This window comes from Mammaliicoccus sp. F-M27, from assembly GCF_022387115.1.
GTDB lineage: Bacteria > Bacillota > Bacilli > Staphylococcales > Staphylococcaceae > Mammaliicoccus > Mammaliicoccus vitulinus.
Window position 1 is genome coordinate 37,096 of record NZ_JAJNIE010000001.1, and the last position, 14,945, is coordinate 52,040.

Sequence of the window (14,945 nt, forward strand, 5' to 3'; positions counted from 1 at the left end):
TTCGTTTTGTTATATCATATTTTAGCTAGCTGACTGTTGTTGTGCTGCTTGCATTTGTTGTTGTTGTAGTGCTTTTTCGTTTAAGATGTTATCTTCAATTGCTTTTTTAATGTCTTTATCTTTGTAATCTACTTTGTATTCATCTAATAATTTTTTGTAAGCATTAATGATAATCTTAGGTTCTTTTTGAATTTTCATTTGACGATATTGTTCTTTAAGGCTGTCTTTTTCTTTTTTAGATGCTTCGCCTTTATCTGCTCTTATAATATGGTATCCATATTGAGATTTAACAACATCTGAAATTTCGTCGTCTTTAAGGTCGAATAGTGCTTTTTCAAATGATTCATCCATTTGACCTTTCAATACGAAACCTAGTGAACCATTTTTATCTTTAGTACCTTCATCTTGTGATTCTTTTTTAGCAATTTTGTCGAAGTCATCTGGATTTTTCTTAATTTGAGCTAGTAATTCATCAGCTTTTTTCTTAGCTGATTTATCACTTAAACCATCTTTTGAATCTTCTGATTTAACTTTTATTAAGATATGAGAACCTTTTTTAGTGTTTTTATCAATTTCTTTATCGGAAACGTTCACCGCATCATTGATAAATTCTTCTTGGAATTTAGAAGTTTTTTGAGATTCTTTAAAGTCTTCTAAAGTTGCACCTGGTTTTTCTTGTTGAAGTGCTTCTTCAAATTTCTTCTTACCACCATATTGCTCAATTTGTTTATCAACTTGTTCGTCTAATTTCTTAGTATCAACTTTGTCTTCGTATTTATCTTTTAAGACTTTGTTAAGTACAATTTGGAATGCATTTTGGGCTACTTCGTTGTTACCCATCTTGTCTAAAACGTCTTGTGAAGTTACATTTCCAGCCTTAGTTTCAACTAAAGTTTCTCCGGAGTTATCTGAACCGTTACCACAAGCTCCTAATGTTAATACAGATGCTGAAAGTGTTATAGGTAACACTATTTTTTTAATTGATTTCATAAATAGAACTCCTTTTGTAAGAATACAATGATAAATATAGCATATTTAGTAATTTAAATACAAAAAATAACTTATAAATGTTCAGCATCCAGTGAACGTTTTGTTAACAATTCGATACCGTTCTTTCTTTCTTCAATATAAGTACCTCTTTTTGTAAATAAAATTATTTTAAAATAAAGTAAGTCAATAATTGATATACCAATATTTATAGACATTATAAATAAAATGTAGTGTCCATATTGAGGGATAATATTAATTAATACAAGTGATAGGGTAGTTATTGCAATTAATGGACAGATAAGTGCTAAACAAAACACAATTTTATTAACGGGTTGATCCACTCTAATATTATATAATGGTAAAGCGCGTTTCGCTTTAGTAGTTTTATTCATTTTAAATGACTTACGATAATAAATTAGTACAATCAAGTGCAATAATTTATGGATTGGATAAATTAAGCAAAGGACGAATAAGAATAAAATAAACTTATCGTCCTTTAATGGTTGTGTTTGTATATAATTAAATATTTCGTAAGTGACTATAAATGTTAAAAATGAAACTAAAGCACTGATTAATACGATTCTCTGTAGTCCATATCGAGAATGTATGTTAATTGATTTAGAACATAAGAACATAAGATACGTCACCTTCTAAGTTAGATTTATCTTGATATTATGCATCATCCTCAGAGTGTTCGTCAAGTAGATATTTTCTTAATTGTTCGTGGTTTTGTTCAATGTGATTAATAAAGTCACTGCCGTATATTTGCCCAACAATATACTTTACATCTGTAAACTCTGGCATACTATACATAACTTTTTCATATTCAGCTGCAATATCATATAATCTATTCGTATCGTTTGTATAGCTCACATACGTTTTTCTTAATACTTCAAGCCCTTTATCCGATAACTCTAAATATGTTGTACGTTTATCATGTTGGCTTTTAGGCATCGTTAAATAGCCGCGTTTTTCTAAGTTTTTAGCAAAATTGAAAACTGTAGAAACATGCATAACACCATATTTACTAACTTCTGAAATTGTTGCTTCGTCTAAACTTCTGATGATAATAAGAATGTGATGCTCATTAATATTTAAATCAAATGGTTTAATCCATTGTTGCCAATCTTTTTCAATCGTCTTCCATAAAGCTTTAGATAATTGAGAAACTTTATGTGTGAATAACATTTTTTCGATCATGTCCCGTTCGTTCGCCATCGCAATATCCCCCTTTAATTGTATAATAAAAGCATGATACTAATGTATCATGCTTACATATAACACTTTCATAATATAATAATTTTAACACGTTTTCTATTTTTTTAGAAACGGAAGCTTCGTATTTTGGATTTCTTTTTGGATTTCATTTCCACGATTGCTTATATTCTCAATATTTTTCTGAATTTGTTCGATATTTGGATTGATATCTGCTTTAAATTCATTAATCATCGTTTTGATTTCTTCACTTAACGATTGAATGGCAATTTGGCTTTCATCTTTAGTTTTTAATACATAATCTTTAATTTCCATAGCATTGTCTTTAATTTCGCTTAATTGAATTTTTGAACCGTCAGCAGTGGATTTTAAATCTGTCTTTAAAGCATCACCTGAACGATCTGTATTTAATATTGCTGTTGTAAAACCAGTAACAAGTCCTACACCAACACCGATAGCTAATCTTGAAAATTTCATAATATTCCTCCTTGATTTCTCTTACTTGAATATATACCCTTAAAGCTTGAAAATATGCAATGAATTAAAATTGTTGCTGGATCGTTTTTGCAATTTCTGCCTTTTTATCGTCATCTATTCGGTCTTCATTAGTATTCCAAATATATCCGAATCCATCTATGTCTTCTTTATACCTTGGGATTAAATGAAAATGAATATGGAATACAGATTGTGAAGCATACTCGCCATTATTTTGGATGATATTCAAACCGTCTGGATTGAATGCTTTTTTAATAGCATTAGCGACAATCGGTAACGCTTCTGCTATATGTTTCATCGTTTCAGGATCTGTTTCATAAATATTAGGTGATGCTTTTTTCGGTACGAGAAGTGTATGACCTTTAGAAACTTGAGATATATCTAAGAAAGCATAGACATAATCATTTTCATAAATTTTGTAAGAAGGAATTTCACCATCGATAATTTTGCTAAAGATTGTTTCTGACATAATATCATCTCCTATGTAAATATTAGCTTTATTATATCATGCAAGTAGTATCATCTCACTGATAAAGATATTATTTAATGAATGTAACAATGAGAACATGCTACAATATACTTTGGAGGTGTTTTCACGTGACAATTAAAGTGAACAATTTAACAGGTGGATATGGGAAAAAGGCTGTTATCCATGATATCTCATTCGAATGTAAACCAAGTGAAGTCGTCGGACTGATAGGATTAAACGGTGCGGGAAAAAGTACGACTATTAAACATATATTAGGTTTATTAACACCACAAAAAGGTGAGATGTCCATAAATAATATTGATATCAAATCAGATATAGAATCATATAGAAGAAATCTTACATATATACCTGAAAGTCCAGTATTATATGATGAGTTAACATTAGAAGAACATATATATATGACTGCAATGGCATATGGAATAGATAAAGATACTGCAATGTCAAAAGCTATGCCGTTATTGAAAAGGTTGAGACTTGATAAAGAGCTAAAAGTATTTCCGATTCATTTTTCTAAAGGTATGAAACAAAAAGTTATGATTGTATGTGCTTTTTTAGTCGAGCCAACACAATACATTATTGATGAACCATTTTTAGGATTAGATCCGCTCGGTATTCAAACAATGTTAGATTTAATAGTAGAAAGACGTAATCAAGGTTCATCCGTACTCATGTCTACGCATATTTTAGCAACTGCGGAAAGATATTGTGATAGGTTTATTATTTTACATCAAGGTAAGTTGATCGCAATGGGGAATTTAGATGAATTAAGAGCTGAAACTGGTCTTACAAATGCAACATTGGATGATATTTATATCCATTTAACACAAGGTGACAGTTATGAATGATGCTAAAACTTTATATAACTTAAGACAAAAAGAAGAAGTGTTAGAGAAGCTTAAGTATAATAAATTTATATTTAATGGTCATTTTTTAATTTTTTTAACAATTATGCTCGGGGCATTTGCGTTAGGCTACAGTAATTGGTTGAAAGATATTCCTCAAAATATTAATTATAGATTGATTGTTTCTTTAGTATTATCTATTTGTTCAATCTTTCCAATGAGAACGTTGTTTCGAGAAGCGGATAAGTTATATTTATTACCGTTTGAAAAGCATTTATCAACATATATAAAAAAAGCGATAACTTATAGTTATATAAATAGACTTTATTTACCAGTCGTAATTCTAGTGATAGGCCTTCCATTATTTTATCAATTATTGGGAAGCGAATTTCATTTATACATTACTGTAATGGTATTAAGTTTCATCTTTCCAATATTAGGTTTAGTTATAAAATGGTTCTGGCTAAAATATGGCTTAGAAATATGGGGCGTTAATGTCTTGCTTTTTATCGTATTTGCTAGTGGGTATTATACAACGTTAAAAGTAGCGATGCTTTCAGGCTTATTGACTATCGTCATATTGATAGCGCTGATTATATTAATGGAAAACATTAATAGAGGTACATTTTATCAGTGGGAAACATTGGTATCTCTAGAACATAATCATAAAATGAATTACTATAAATTCGTCAATATGTTCACAGATGTAAAAGTGTTAAATGAAAGAACGGTTAGAAGAAGATATTTAGATGTATTTTTAAAAGTACCAAGGTCGAAGAAATTTAATCAAGACTATATGTATAAATACTTGTTTGTAAGAAGTTTCGCAAGGGGTAAAGATGCATTCTTCATTGTTTTAAGATTTTTAATCATTGGGTTACTGCTTATATGGTGGATAGATCAATCAGTTATCTCCGCTATACTTGGCGCGTTGATAATGTATTTACTTATTTTGCAACTTTCTCAATTTTATAAACAGCAAGCATATGGTTTATGGCCGCAAGTATGGCCAGTCAGTGAACATCAAGTCATAAAAGGCTATCATCAGTTTTTAATAAATATGATGTTAATATTAGGTGTTATTCTGTCGATTATATATATTGTTAAATTCCTATCAACAACATATTTTGTAGTTGTATTCTTTATAGTAGGTTGGTTAACGATAGATTCATCGATTAAAAAGATTAAAAAACATCAAGAATTATTGAGAGACTAAAATAAAATATCTCTCCATTAGGTCATAGCCTAGTGAAGAGATATTTTTATATTTTAAAATCTTACGATTTTGAAAGTGCATGCTTGCCTGGGGTATGGCTCGAGCCTGTAGTCTCTCTCTCATACTATTCCCCCGGGCGTCAGCACTTTATAAAATCTTGAGTACAAAACAAAAGGGAATCTAGGATGTTAATGTCCTAGATTCCCTTTTGTTTTATTCATCTTCATCTGGTCTATACCAATATTTAGTATAATTTGCTGTTGAATATTGATCTGCACCTGAGAATTTTCTCGTAGCATCTCTTGAAAAATATTCTGTATATAATGATGATTTCGTAAAATCTTCATAAAGTTCATTTGAATCAAAACCAACAATAATCATATAAGTATCGCCTTTTCTAGGTCTAAGTAGTCTAAATGATTCAAAACCTTCAAAGTTATCAAACTGACCATCAATATCTACATAATGATTTTCAAATCGGTGTTGCATTTCTTCTGATACAGGAATGTAGCTAACAGCTAAAAATTCATGATTAACAAATTCACCTTTAGATTCTAGAATTCGATATTCTCTAGGTTGTGAGAATACTGTTTCTCCAGATGTTTCATGAATAAGTACCGTCGTATCTTGTCTCGTATAATGATGAATGTTTTCTTCAGGATATTTTTTTAAAATACTATGAAGAAAATGATACGTACCTGTTGTTATATAACATTTCATAATTACAAACCTCCTATATCTCTTTAATTTGATTATAAACATGTAAGCGCTAAAATCAACTGATTCATTAAATCTTTTGTATAATTTATGAATTTTTGTACACAAAGATGTCTTTATAATAGAATATGTTAAAATAGATTGTAATGATTATAATGAGGTGAAATAAATGAGTGTACCGTTTAACGATACAATTTTAAAAGCAGCAAAAGGTGAAAGTACAACTCATACGCCAGTTTGGTTTATGAGGCAAGCAGGTCGATCACAACCTGAATATAGAAAGATTAAAGAAAAGTATTCATTATTTGAAATTACGCATCAACCTGAACTTTGTGCATACGTTACAAAGTTACCTGTAGATCAATATAATACAGATGCTGCAATTTTATATAAAGATATTATGACGCCTTTAACAGGAATTGGTGTAGATGTAGAAATTAAATCTGGAATTGGTCCAGTGATACATAACCCAATAAAAGATATTTCTGATGTTAATAAATTAGGAAGAATTAATCCTGAAGAAGATGTGAAGTATGTATTAGATACAATCAAAATTTTAACTAAAGAACAACTAAATGTGCCTTTGATAGGTTTCACAGGAGCGCCATTTACGCTTGCGAGCTATATGATTGAAGGTGGACCATCAAAAAATTATAATAAAACTAAGGCGTTTATGTATACACAACCAGAAGCTTGGTTTAAATTAATGGATTTACTTGCTGATATGGCTATTCGCTATACACATGCTCAAATTGACGCTGGTTGTAAGATGATACAAGTATTTGATTCTTGGGTAGGTGCTTTAAATGCTGAAGATTATCATTACTTTATTAGACCATCAATGAATAAAATAATTACAGCAATAAAAGAAAAAAATGTACCTGTAACAACATTTGGTGTTGGCGCAAGTCATTTAATAGAAGAATGGAATCAATTACCAGTTGATGTTATAGGTTTAGATTGGCGCTTACAAATTAAGGAAGCGCGTGAGAAGGGCATAACTAAAACATTACAAGGTAATTTAGATCCAGCTTTATTATTAGCACCTTGGGAAGTAATTGAACAGCGATTAATTCAAATATTAGATCAAGGATTAGTAGATCATAATTATATATTTAATCTTGGACATGGCGTGTTTCCTGAAGTTCAACCTGCTACATTGAAAAAAGTAGCGCAATTTGTACATGAATATTCAGCAAACCATAAATCACAACTATGATTAATCAATAAATAGCTTTAATTTTACTTAAAGGGAGTATAGAAAATGAATAAAAAAGTGGGACTTTTAGTTATGGCATATGGTACGCCATATAAAGAAAGTGATATCGTGCCATACTATACGCATATCAGACATGGTCGTAAGCCATCTGATGAACAAATTGAAGATTTAAAAGGACGTTACAAAGCAATCGGTGGCATTTCACCATTAGCTGGAACAACTGAAAAACAAGCTGAAAGTTTATTAGGTGCATTAAATGATACTTATGATGATGTTGAATTTAAATTATATATCGGTTTAAAACACATCCATCCATTTATTGAAGATGCTGTTGAACAAATGCACAATGATGGTATTGATGAAGCTATTACAATTGTATTAGCACCACATTATTCTAACTTCTCTGTAGGTAGTTATAATAAACGTGCTAAAGAAGAAGCGGATAAATACGGTATTAATTTGCATCATGTTGAGCAATTTTATAATGAACCAGCATTTATTTCTTATTGGACAACAATGATCAATGATACTTTACAAATGATTCCAGAAGAAAGTCATGATGAGACTGTTTTAATTGTTTCAGCACATAGTTTACCTGAAAAAATTAAAAAAGCTAATGATCCTTATCCAGATCAATTAGAAGAAACAGCTAAAATTTTGAGTGAACAATCAAATGTTAAACATGTTTCTGTTGGTTGGCAATCAGAAGGACAAACTGGCGAACCTTGGTTAGGACCAGATGTTCAAGATTTAACGAGAGATTTGTATAACAAACATGGATATAAACATTTTATTTATACGCCAGTAGGTTTTGTATGTGAACATTTAGAAGTTCTATATGATAACGACTATGAGTGTAAAGTTGTATGTGATGAATTAGGCGTAAATTATCATAGACCACCTATGCCAAATATCGATCCTAAATTTATAGAAGCAATGGTATCAGCAATTAAGAAAAAATTCTAATTCGATTTTCGAATAAGAAAGAAGTGTTAAGCATGTCAAAACGTATTGCAATAATAGGGGCAGGGATAACTGGGTTATCTGCTGCCCATTATTTAAGAAAAGAATGGCCAGATGTTGAAATTGACGTATATGAACAATCAAATAGAGTAGGCGGGAAAATTAAGACTTATCGTAAAGATGGCTATACGATTGAATTAGGTCCTGAATCATATTTAGGTAGAAAAACAATTATGACTGAATTAGCTGAAGAAATTGGTATAGCGGATGATCTCGTTACGAATAAAACGGGACAATCATACATTTATAGTCATAATAAACTTTATCCTATTCCAGGCGGTTCAATAATGGGTATACCAACAGAAATAAAGCCGTTTCTAAAAACACAACTTATTTCACCAGCAGCTAAATTAAGAGCTGGTTTGGATTACTTTTTACCGGTGAAACCAATGAACACCGATATATCTATTGGTCATTTCTTTAGACAACGTTTAGGAAATGAAGTGTTAGAAAATTTGATTGAGCCACTTATGGCGGGTATTTATGGAGCGAATATCGATAATTTAAGCTTGAAGACTACTTTTCCTCATTTTAAAGAGCAAGAGGAAGAAGAGGGCGGTTTAATTAAAGGAATGATCGCTCAGAAGGCAAAAAATAATGCCGATAAAAAAGTGACTGTGAAACCTAAAGGTCAATTTAAACAATTTAAACATGGGCTTGAATCATTTGTGAATACTTTGCGAAATGATTTAGAAAGCAAAGGCGTTAATATACATCTGAATTCAACTGTTCAAAATTTTACTGAAGAAAACGATAAGTCCATTTTAACAATTAACGGTGAACGTCATGAGTATGATGGTGTAATTGTTACAATTCCACATCAACATTTTGTTAAATGGTTTGATGATGACTTGAAGCTAGACTATTTCAATTATATGCCTTCTACAAGTGTAGCAACAGTTGTTATGGCATTTGATAAAGAACAAGTCGTTAATGATAAAGATGGCACAGGATTCGTCATTGCTAGAACGAGTGATACTGCCATTACAGCGTGTACATGGACAAATAAAAAATGGCCACATACAACACCTGAAGGTAAAGTGTTGTTAAGAGCATACGTTGGTAAGCCAGGTTCAAACATTATTCACCATAAAGATGAAGAACAATTAAAACAAGTTGCTTTAAATGATTTAAATAAAATCATGACAATTAAAGGCGAACCAGAATTTTCAATTGTAACGAAATTACCTCATAGTATGCCTCAATATGAAGTAGGGCACATTGATCGTATTAGAGATATAGAGCAACATATAGAAAAAAACTACAATAATTTAATTATTACTGGAGCTTCTTTTGATGCAGTAGGACTACCTGACTGTGTAAAAATGGCTCAAGACGCTAGTCATAAAATGATAAATTACTTGAAATGATTATAAATTTAGGTGAAAACGATATAAAGAATCGATCGTTTTCACCTTTTTTATGTGTTAAAATCGGAAGATTCCGATGTTTATTTTTCCCTTTAGTGAGAATTGTTACATAGATGTTAAAAGTTCAAATTTTTATTAAGAAAAGTAAAGAAATAGCATTGACGTTCTATGGTTTTCTATATATACTTAAGAAGTTCTCAATTAGAGGCCCCTTGGTCAAGCGGTTAAGACACCGCCCTTTCACGGCGGTAACACGGGTTCGAGTCCCGTAGGGGTCACCATTTTTTATAAAAAAGAATTAATATTTTCTTGACATAATATTAATAAATGTGTTATATTTAAAAGGTAGTCAAATTACTTAATATTAACGCGGGATGGAGCAGTTCGGTAGCTCGTCGGGCTCATAACCCGAAGGTCGGTGGTTCAAATCCACCTCCCGCAATACTTTTTTTAATGAAGGTCCCGTGGTGTAGCGGTTAACATGCCTGCCTGTCACGCAGGAGATCGCGGGTTCGATTCCCGTCGGGACCGCCATTTTTATTTTGGCTCAGTAGCTCAGTCGGTAGAGCAAAGGACTGAAAATCCTTGTGTCGGCGGTTCGATTCCGTCCTGAGCCATACTTTTTAACAAGTATGGCGATTGTGGCGAAGTGGTTAACGCATCGGATTGTGGTTCCGACATTCGTGGGTTCGATTCCCATCAGTCGCCCCATATTTATATTAATTAAGCGGGTGTAGTTTAGTGGTAAAACCTCAGCCTTCCAAGCTGATGTTGTCGGTTCGATTCCGATCACCCGCTCCATTATTATTCCACAGTAGCTCAGTGGTAGAGCTATCGGCTGTTAACCGATCGGTCGTAGGTTCGAGTCCTACCTGTGGAGCCATAAGGCCCCTTGGTCAAGCGGTTAAGACACCGCCCTTTCACGGCGGTAACACGGGTTCGAGTCCCGTAGGGGTCATATAATCAGAGGTGAAATATCGCTTCTGATTTTTTTGTTTGTGGAGAGTTGTCCGAGTTGGCCGAAGGAGCACGCCTGGAAAGTGTGTAGGCGTCACAAGCGTCTCGAGGGTTCGAATCCCTCACTCTCCGTTTGTACCTTAATAATCAACTCATCCAAGACGTTGATATTACTGGGTTTTCTTGCAATAGGTAAGTAAACCTAATCGAGCAATGTAAACGTGTTAGAGAATTATTCTCTAACACGTTTACATTGCTTTTTTTACGTTCATCAAGAAGATCGGAGTAAATATCTAATGCAGTCATAGCCTTGTCTTTTTCAATTTCTGCACCGTTTTAAAATGTAATATATGGAAACACCATTGTGAAGTAGGTAAGAACATCTTTCTTATTCACTTCAATCCATTGATTATAAGATCTTGCATGAATTTATTCTTGGCTTGAGTTTCTCCTTCAGTAGCTTCACGTTATCTTTTGTAACTTTGCTTTCGGTAACGTTTACCTTCATGACGAAGTAATATCCCCATTTACTATAATTTTATTTTGTGTTTTTGCTTGAAAATATATGCAATATATAATTCAATAACAATATTTAGGAACTAAAACAAAACACTAAGAAAATAAATATTGCAATGCATTTATGAAGAGTGATAATATTGTTTTGTTGAAAAATATTCGAAAAATAATTTAATTAAGAAAAAATAAAATTCTAGGACAGTTTGTACGGCAAGTTTAGCACTCTCACTTACATTATCCCCTTTAGCAGATGCTGCTCAAGTAAACCAAAATGTTCAAGGAGCAAAATATGTAACTGTTGAGAAAGGTGGGGTTTCAACGGTCTTATGTTATCTATCGAATCCCTCACTCTCCATTTGCATCTTAATAATCAACTCATCCAAGGCGTTGACCTTGCTCTTTTTTATGTTCATTAAGAAGGTAGGGGTATATATCTAATGTAATTGAGATGTTCGTGTGGCCTAATCTTTTACTTATATATTCCATATTTGCTACTAAAGCTATAATTATATTATATATTCACGGATATATTGACGAATAAAAGTATTAACATGAGATATAAACAAACAATTTAAAGGGTAATACAATGAAAAAAATAATAAGCGTTGCCCTAAGTACAACAATATTACTAGCAGGTTGTGGATTGATGTCTAATAAAAAAGAAATACCTGAAACAGTAAGTGTGAAAGATTATGACGGTAGATATATCGGAGATCATGATAAGAAAAATGAAGCATTTTTGGAAAAACATAAAGCACAAGCTGAAAAGATGTATAAAGATTACGTGAAAGAAGTATTTGGTAAAGAGGCGAAAATTAATGGCATACATTCATATAGTAACCCTTCACCGAGTCTAAAAACCTCAGAGGGCATTTCTATCGTGGGAACGATTGATTATGATGTTCCTTTTCAATTGAGACTTTTGTTTGTTGAAAGCGAAGGCAAGTTAGTGATGACCACATTTACACCTGGACATCAAAATGAACTATCTTCTGCAATATCAGCTATGTTGTATAAGCGCTATGAACAAGACATAGAAACTGCACGCCAAAAATTCAAAGAAGTTGTGGAAAAAGATGGCTACTATGCGATGAATAAAAAATTAGAAAAGCATCAAGAATTTAGTGGTGTTACAAAACAGTATCTTGATTTCACAACCAAAGCTACAATCGGAGTAAACGAGTTTAAAAAAGATTTCAAACCAATCATGGAGTTAAAAGGGGAAGCATTCAATCAAAGCATGGATAAGCTCATACAAAAATATCCTGAAATTAAAAATAGTATGAAAACAGATTTTGTGGCGTATTATAAAGATAAAGATGAAAAATCTGTAAATGAATACAATTGGGATTTACAAATACCCACAAATGAAACTATGAAAAAAATACATGGTGATAAGGGCATGTACTTTTTCAAAGATAAGGTATCACCTACTGACATAGATCAATATGGTCGACTAGAATCTACTACTCAAGAAATTTCAATGACCGGAGGAATGTGGGATGAATATAAAAAAGAAGAAAATAACTGATTTAGACGCAGTAGAATTATGTGGAATAAAAGTATTAACATGAGATATAAATAAACAATTTAAAGGGGGATACAATGAAAAAAATAATAAGTGTTGCCCTATGTACCATAATATTACTAGCAGGTTGTGGATTGATGTCTAGTAAAAAAGAAATCCCTGAAACAGTAAGTGTGAAAGATTACGACGGTAGATATATCGGAGATCATGATAAGAAAAATGAAGCATTTTTGGAGAAACATAAAGCACAAGCTGAAAAGATGTATAAAGATTACGTGAAAGAAGTATTTGGTAAAGAGGCGAAAATTAATGGCATACATTCATATAGTAATCCTACACCGAGTCTAAAAACCTCAGAAGGCATTTCTATCGTGGGGACAGTTGATTATGATGTTCCTTTTCAATTTTATTTAAGCTTCGTAGAAGTGGATGGGCAATTAGCACTCAACACGATTACACAAGACCAGTCCAATGAAATCAGAGGCGTATTTGCGGCGATGTTATTCAAACGCTATGAACAAGACATAGAAACCACACGCCGAAAATTCAAAGAAGTCGTAGAAAAAGATGGCTACTATGCAATGAATAAAAAATTAGAAAAGCATCAAGAATTTAAAGGTGTTACAAAACAGTATCTTGATTTCACAACCGAATCTACAATTGGAGTAGAAGATTTTAAAAAAGATTTCAAACCAGTCATGGAGTTAAAAGGGGAAGCATTCAATCAAAAAATGGACAAGCTCATACAAAAATATCCTGAAATTAAAAATAAAATGAAAACAGATTTTATAGCGTATTATTCAAAAGATAAAGAAGTGGAAAACAAAGAAGTAACTAGATATGCATTAAATTTAAGAAAACGCACAAACAATATTATGAAAAAAATCAACGGTGAAAAAACAATGTACCTCTATGAAGATACTGTAATGCCGGACGAGATTAGTAGTTTAGGTCTATTAGAATCTAAAGGTCACAAGGTGAATATTGGAGGCGGAGACTACTAATGAGGTTAAATAACAAAATCTCCTTTAAAACTCTGATCATTGAACTTTTTTTGTAGCTATGCTACAAGTGATATTCTCTCATCACTCAACATATTCAATTATTGATTAAAAGGTGAGTAGCTTAGATAGTTTTCTTTCTGTTTTTAAATTTCAGAATCTTTATTAATATATTTAAATAATAATAATAGCAATATTTTTATTAATTTATATTAGGATTATTACCATAACAACACTTTTAAATATGCTTTATAACAGTGATGTTATACTAGGATTATAATAAGTCGTTTTATTATATGTTTGTTGGAATTTATGGCTTCTATTTTTAATTGTATAGCGATAGAATATATGGTATTAATAAACTTAGAGTTAAAATAATACACATAAAAGATTCGTATATTTTATATACAATGGAGGAAGTCATGAAATTAGCATGGTTAATTGATACAACGACTTATATTGATCAAAATATTGACGAGAAAGATTTATTTGTAGTTTCTTTATCAACAATTATAGAAGGAAAGCCATATAAAGATACAGAGTTTGAAAGTTCTAAATCATTTTTCGATATGTTAAAAGATAATGGAAATGGAGCAAAGACTGCGCAACCTACGCCTCAAGATTTTATTGAAACATTTCAACAAATTGAAGATGAAGGATATACGCATGTTATAGCGATTCATCCTTCTAGCAGCTTGTCAGGTACTTACGCATCATCACTTTCAAATTCAAAATCTTTTCCTATGAAGATTCATGTCATAGATAGTGGTACGGGTAGTTATCCTCAAAGAGCGTTAATTGAATACGGGAAGCAACTTTATGATGAGAATAAATCATTCGATGAGATTGTGAATAAGTTAGAAAATATTAAACAGACGAGTGAATTGTACTTATTACCAAGAAATCTACAGCAATTAAAAAATAGTGGTAGAGTTTCTAATAGTAAATACTTATTAAGTAGTTTGCTGCATATTAAACTTTTATTGAAACTAGAACATGGCACGATAGATTTAGAGCTTAAGTCTAGAGGTATGAAGAAAATTGAAGCTTATTTAATAAAACGTATTAATGAAATGATTGATAAAGGGGTTACAAGTATAGGTGTATTACATGCTGGCAATGAGCGTGAAGCACATATTTGGAAAGAACGGATTTTAACATTAAGTAATGATATTAATGTATATGTTGAACCATTAGTACCGGTTGCTTCTGTTCATACTGGTTTCGGTACGATTGGTATAGGTTGGATCAATACAACAGAATGAAAACGTTTTATAAACTGAGAATTTATTTCTCAGTTTTTTTATTTAATAAAATAATAAAAAACTCTTGTCATATGCTTATAAAAGTAATACTATGGATAAAT

General features: G+C 31.6%; 14 protein-coding genes, 9 tRNA genes and 1 pseudogene. 17 read left to right on the plus strand and 7 right to left on the minus strand.

Going from position 1 to position 14,945, the window contains the following annotated elements; genetic code table 11:
- Positions 1-21 precede the first annotated feature (21 nt).
- The 5 genes from LQ598_RS00285 to LQ598_RS00305 all read right to left on the minus strand — a co-directional run bounded on the left by LQ598_RS00285 (position 22) and on the right by LQ598_RS00305 (position 3,169).
- On the minus strand, positions 22-990 hold the full coding sequence (locus tag LQ598_RS00285) for a peptidylprolyl isomerase (protein ID WP_107557131.1): 969 nt from the start codon (positions 988-990) through the stop codon (positions 22-24).
- A 71-nt stretch (positions 991-1,061) separates the two neighbouring features.
- Positions 1,062-1,625, minus strand: a complete 564-nt coding sequence (locus LQ598_RS00290) for a DUF3267 domain-containing protein (RefSeq protein WP_016913025.1) — start codon at positions 1,623-1,625, stop codon at positions 1,062-1,064.
- A gap of 37 nt (positions 1,626-1,662) precedes the next feature.
- Positions 1,663-2,208 (minus strand): HTH-type transcriptional regulator Hpr, encoded by a 546-nt coding sequence (locus LQ598_RS00295; RefSeq protein WP_016913026.1) that lies wholly within the window; start codon positions 2,206-2,208, stop codon positions 1,663-1,665.
- 96 nt (positions 2,209-2,304) lie between these two features.
- Positions 2,305-2,682, minus strand: coding sequence for a YtxH domain-containing protein (locus LQ598_RS00300; protein WP_016913027.1), 378 nt, complete (start codon positions 2,680-2,682; stop codon positions 2,305-2,307).
- A 64-nt stretch (positions 2,683-2,746) separates the two neighbouring features.
- On the minus strand, positions 2,747-3,169 hold the full coding sequence (locus LQ598_RS00305; protein WP_107557132.1) for an HIT family protein: 423 nt from the start codon (positions 3,167-3,169) through the stop codon (positions 2,747-2,749).
- A 128-nt stretch (positions 3,170-3,297) separates the two neighbouring features.
- Between LQ598_RS00305 and LQ598_RS00310 the strand changes: the two genes are divergently transcribed.
- Together LQ598_RS00310 and ecsB are read left to right on the plus strand one after the other, a co-directional pair.
- Complete coding sequence (locus tag LQ598_RS00310) at positions 3,298-4,035, plus strand: ABC transporter ATP-binding protein (protein ID WP_107557133.1); 738 nt, start codon at positions 3,298-3,300, stop codon at positions 4,033-4,035.
- Positions 4,028-5,248, plus strand: coding sequence for an ABC transporter permease EcsB (gene ecsB / locus LQ598_RS00315; RefSeq protein ID WP_107592746.1), 1,221 nt, complete (start codon positions 4,028-4,030; stop codon positions 5,246-5,248). Before LQ598_RS00310 ends, ecsB begins: the two co-directional genes overlap by 8 nt.
- Positions 5,249-5,461: 213 nt before the next feature.
- Here the strand turns inward: ecsB and LQ598_RS00320 are convergent, their stop codons facing one another.
- Positions 5,462-5,968, minus strand: a complete 507-nt coding sequence (locus LQ598_RS00320) for an antibiotic biosynthesis monooxygenase family protein (protein ID WP_016912886.1) — start codon at positions 5,966-5,968, stop codon at positions 5,462-5,464.
- Between the two features lie 166 nt (positions 5,969-6,134).
- On the opposite strand from LQ598_RS00320, the gene hemE reads away from it, so the two are divergent.
- The 12 genes from hemE to LQ598_RS00380 all read left to right on the plus strand — a co-directional run bounded on the left by hemE (position 6,135) and on the right by LQ598_RS00380 (position 10,666).
- The gene (gene hemE / locus LQ598_RS00325; protein ID WP_016912887.1) at positions 6,135-7,184 is read left to right on the plus strand and encodes a uroporphyrinogen decarboxylase; all 1,050 of its coding nucleotides are present in this window, start codon (positions 6,135-6,137) and stop codon (positions 7,182-7,184) included.
- Between the two features lie 45 nt (positions 7,185-7,229).
- Positions 7,230-8,150 (plus strand): ferrochelatase, encoded by a 921-nt coding sequence (gene hemH / locus LQ598_RS00330; protein ID WP_016912888.1) that lies wholly within the window; start codon positions 7,230-7,232, stop codon positions 8,148-8,150.
- A 32-nt stretch (positions 8,151-8,182) separates the two neighbouring features.
- Positions 8,183-9,577, plus strand: a complete 1,395-nt coding sequence (gene hemY, locus LQ598_RS00335; RefSeq protein WP_016912889.1) for a protoporphyrinogen oxidase — start codon at positions 8,183-8,185, stop codon at positions 9,575-9,577.
- Between the two features lie 206 nt (positions 9,578-9,783).
- Positions 9,784-9,858, plus strand: a tRNA-Glu gene (locus tag LQ598_RS00340).
- An 87-nt stretch (positions 9,859-9,945) separates the two neighbouring features.
- Positions 9,946-10,019: transfer RNA gene (locus tag LQ598_RS00345), tRNA-Met, on the plus strand.
- Between the two features lie 16 nt (positions 10,020-10,035).
- Positions 10,036-10,111, plus strand: a tRNA-Asp gene (locus LQ598_RS00350).
- A gap of 10 nt (positions 10,112-10,121) precedes the next feature.
- Positions 10,122-10,194: transfer RNA gene (locus LQ598_RS00355), tRNA-Phe, on the plus strand.
- Between the two features lie 18 nt (positions 10,195-10,212).
- A tRNA-His gene (locus LQ598_RS00360) sits at positions 10,213-10,288 on the plus strand.
- A 16-nt stretch (positions 10,289-10,304) separates the two neighbouring features.
- Positions 10,305-10,378: transfer RNA gene (locus LQ598_RS00365), tRNA-Gly, on the plus strand.
- 7 nt (positions 10,379-10,385) lie between these two features.
- Positions 10,386-10,460 (plus strand) — tRNA-Asn (locus LQ598_RS00370).
- A gap of 3 nt (positions 10,461-10,463) precedes the next feature.
- Positions 10,464-10,535: transfer RNA gene (locus LQ598_RS00375), tRNA-Glu, on the plus strand.
- 42 nt (positions 10,536-10,577) lie between these two features.
- Positions 10,578-10,666, plus strand: a tRNA-Ser gene (locus LQ598_RS00380).
- A 759-nt stretch (positions 10,667-11,425) separates the two neighbouring features.
- Here the strand turns inward: LQ598_RS00380 and LQ598_RS00385 are convergent.
- Positions 11,426-11,536: pseudogene (locus LQ598_RS00385) on the minus strand (site-specific integrase); the annotation flags it as partial.
- A 100-nt stretch (positions 11,537-11,636) separates the two neighbouring features.
- Between LQ598_RS00385 and LQ598_RS00390 the strand changes: the two are divergent.
- The 3 genes from LQ598_RS00390 (at position 11,637) to LQ598_RS00400 (ending at position 14,844) form a co-directional block, all read left to right on the plus strand.
- Positions 11,637-12,581 (plus strand): hypothetical protein, encoded by a 945-nt coding sequence (locus LQ598_RS00390; protein ID WP_199183079.1) that lies wholly within the window; start codon positions 11,637-11,639, stop codon positions 12,579-12,581.
- A gap of 74 nt (positions 12,582-12,655) precedes the next feature.
- Positions 12,656-13,582, plus strand: coding sequence for a hypothetical protein (locus LQ598_RS00395; protein WP_107559346.1), 927 nt, complete (start codon positions 12,656-12,658; stop codon positions 13,580-13,582).
- A 419-nt stretch (positions 13,583-14,001) separates the two neighbouring features.
- Positions 14,002-14,844: a DegV family protein gene (locus LQ598_RS00400; protein ID WP_107557136.1), complete on the plus strand. Its 843-nt coding sequence runs from the start codon at positions 14,002-14,004 to the stop codon at positions 14,842-14,844.
- The last annotated feature ends 101 nt before the right edge of the window (positions 14,845-14,945 follow it).

Bases quoted from the DNA above. Each gene is read 5' to 3' on its own strand.
- LQ598_RS00285 (WP_107557131.1), bottom strand. From the start codon at position 990: ATGAAATCAATTAAAAAAATAGTGTTACCTATAACACTTTCAGCATCT.
- LQ598_RS00290 (WP_016913025.1), bottom strand. From the start codon at position 1,625: ATGTTCTTATGTTCTAAATCAATTAACATACATTCTCGATATGGACTA.
- LQ598_RS00295 (WP_016913026.1), bottom strand. From the start codon at position 2,208: ATGGCGAACGAACGGGACATGATCGAAAAAATGTTATTCACACATAAA.
- LQ598_RS00300 (WP_016913027.1), bottom strand. From the start codon at position 2,682: ATGAAATTTTCAAGATTAGCTATCGGTGTTGGTGTAGGACTTGTTACT.
- LQ598_RS00305 (WP_107557132.1), bottom strand. From the start codon at position 3,169: ATGTCAGAAACAATCTTTAGCAAAATTATCGATGGTGAAATTCCTTCT.
- ecsB (WP_107592746.1), top strand. From the start codon at position 4,028: ATGAATGATGCTAAAACTTTATATAACTTAAGACAAAAAGAAGAAGTG.
- LQ598_RS00320 (WP_016912886.1), bottom strand. From the start codon at position 5,968: ATGAAATGTTATATAACAACAGGTACGTATCATTTTCTTCATAGTATT.
- hemE (WP_016912887.1), top strand. From the start codon at position 6,135: ATGAGTGTACCGTTTAACGATACAATTTTAAAAGCAGCAAAAGGTGAA.
- hemH (WP_016912888.1), top strand. From the start codon at position 7,230: ATGAATAAAAAAGTGGGACTTTTAGTTATGGCATATGGTACGCCATAT.
- hemY (WP_016912889.1), top strand. From the start codon at position 8,183: ATGTCAAAACGTATTGCAATAATAGGGGCAGGGATAACTGGGTTATCT.
- LQ598_RS00390 (WP_199183079.1), top strand. From the start codon at position 11,637: ATGAAAAAAATAATAAGCGTTGCCCTAAGTACAACAATATTACTAGCA.
- LQ598_RS00395 (WP_107559346.1), top strand. From the start codon at position 12,656: ATGAAAAAAATAATAAGTGTTGCCCTATGTACCATAATATTACTAGCA.
- LQ598_RS00400 (WP_107557136.1), top strand. From the start codon at position 14,002: ATGAAATTAGCATGGTTAATTGATACAACGACTTATATTGATCAAAAT.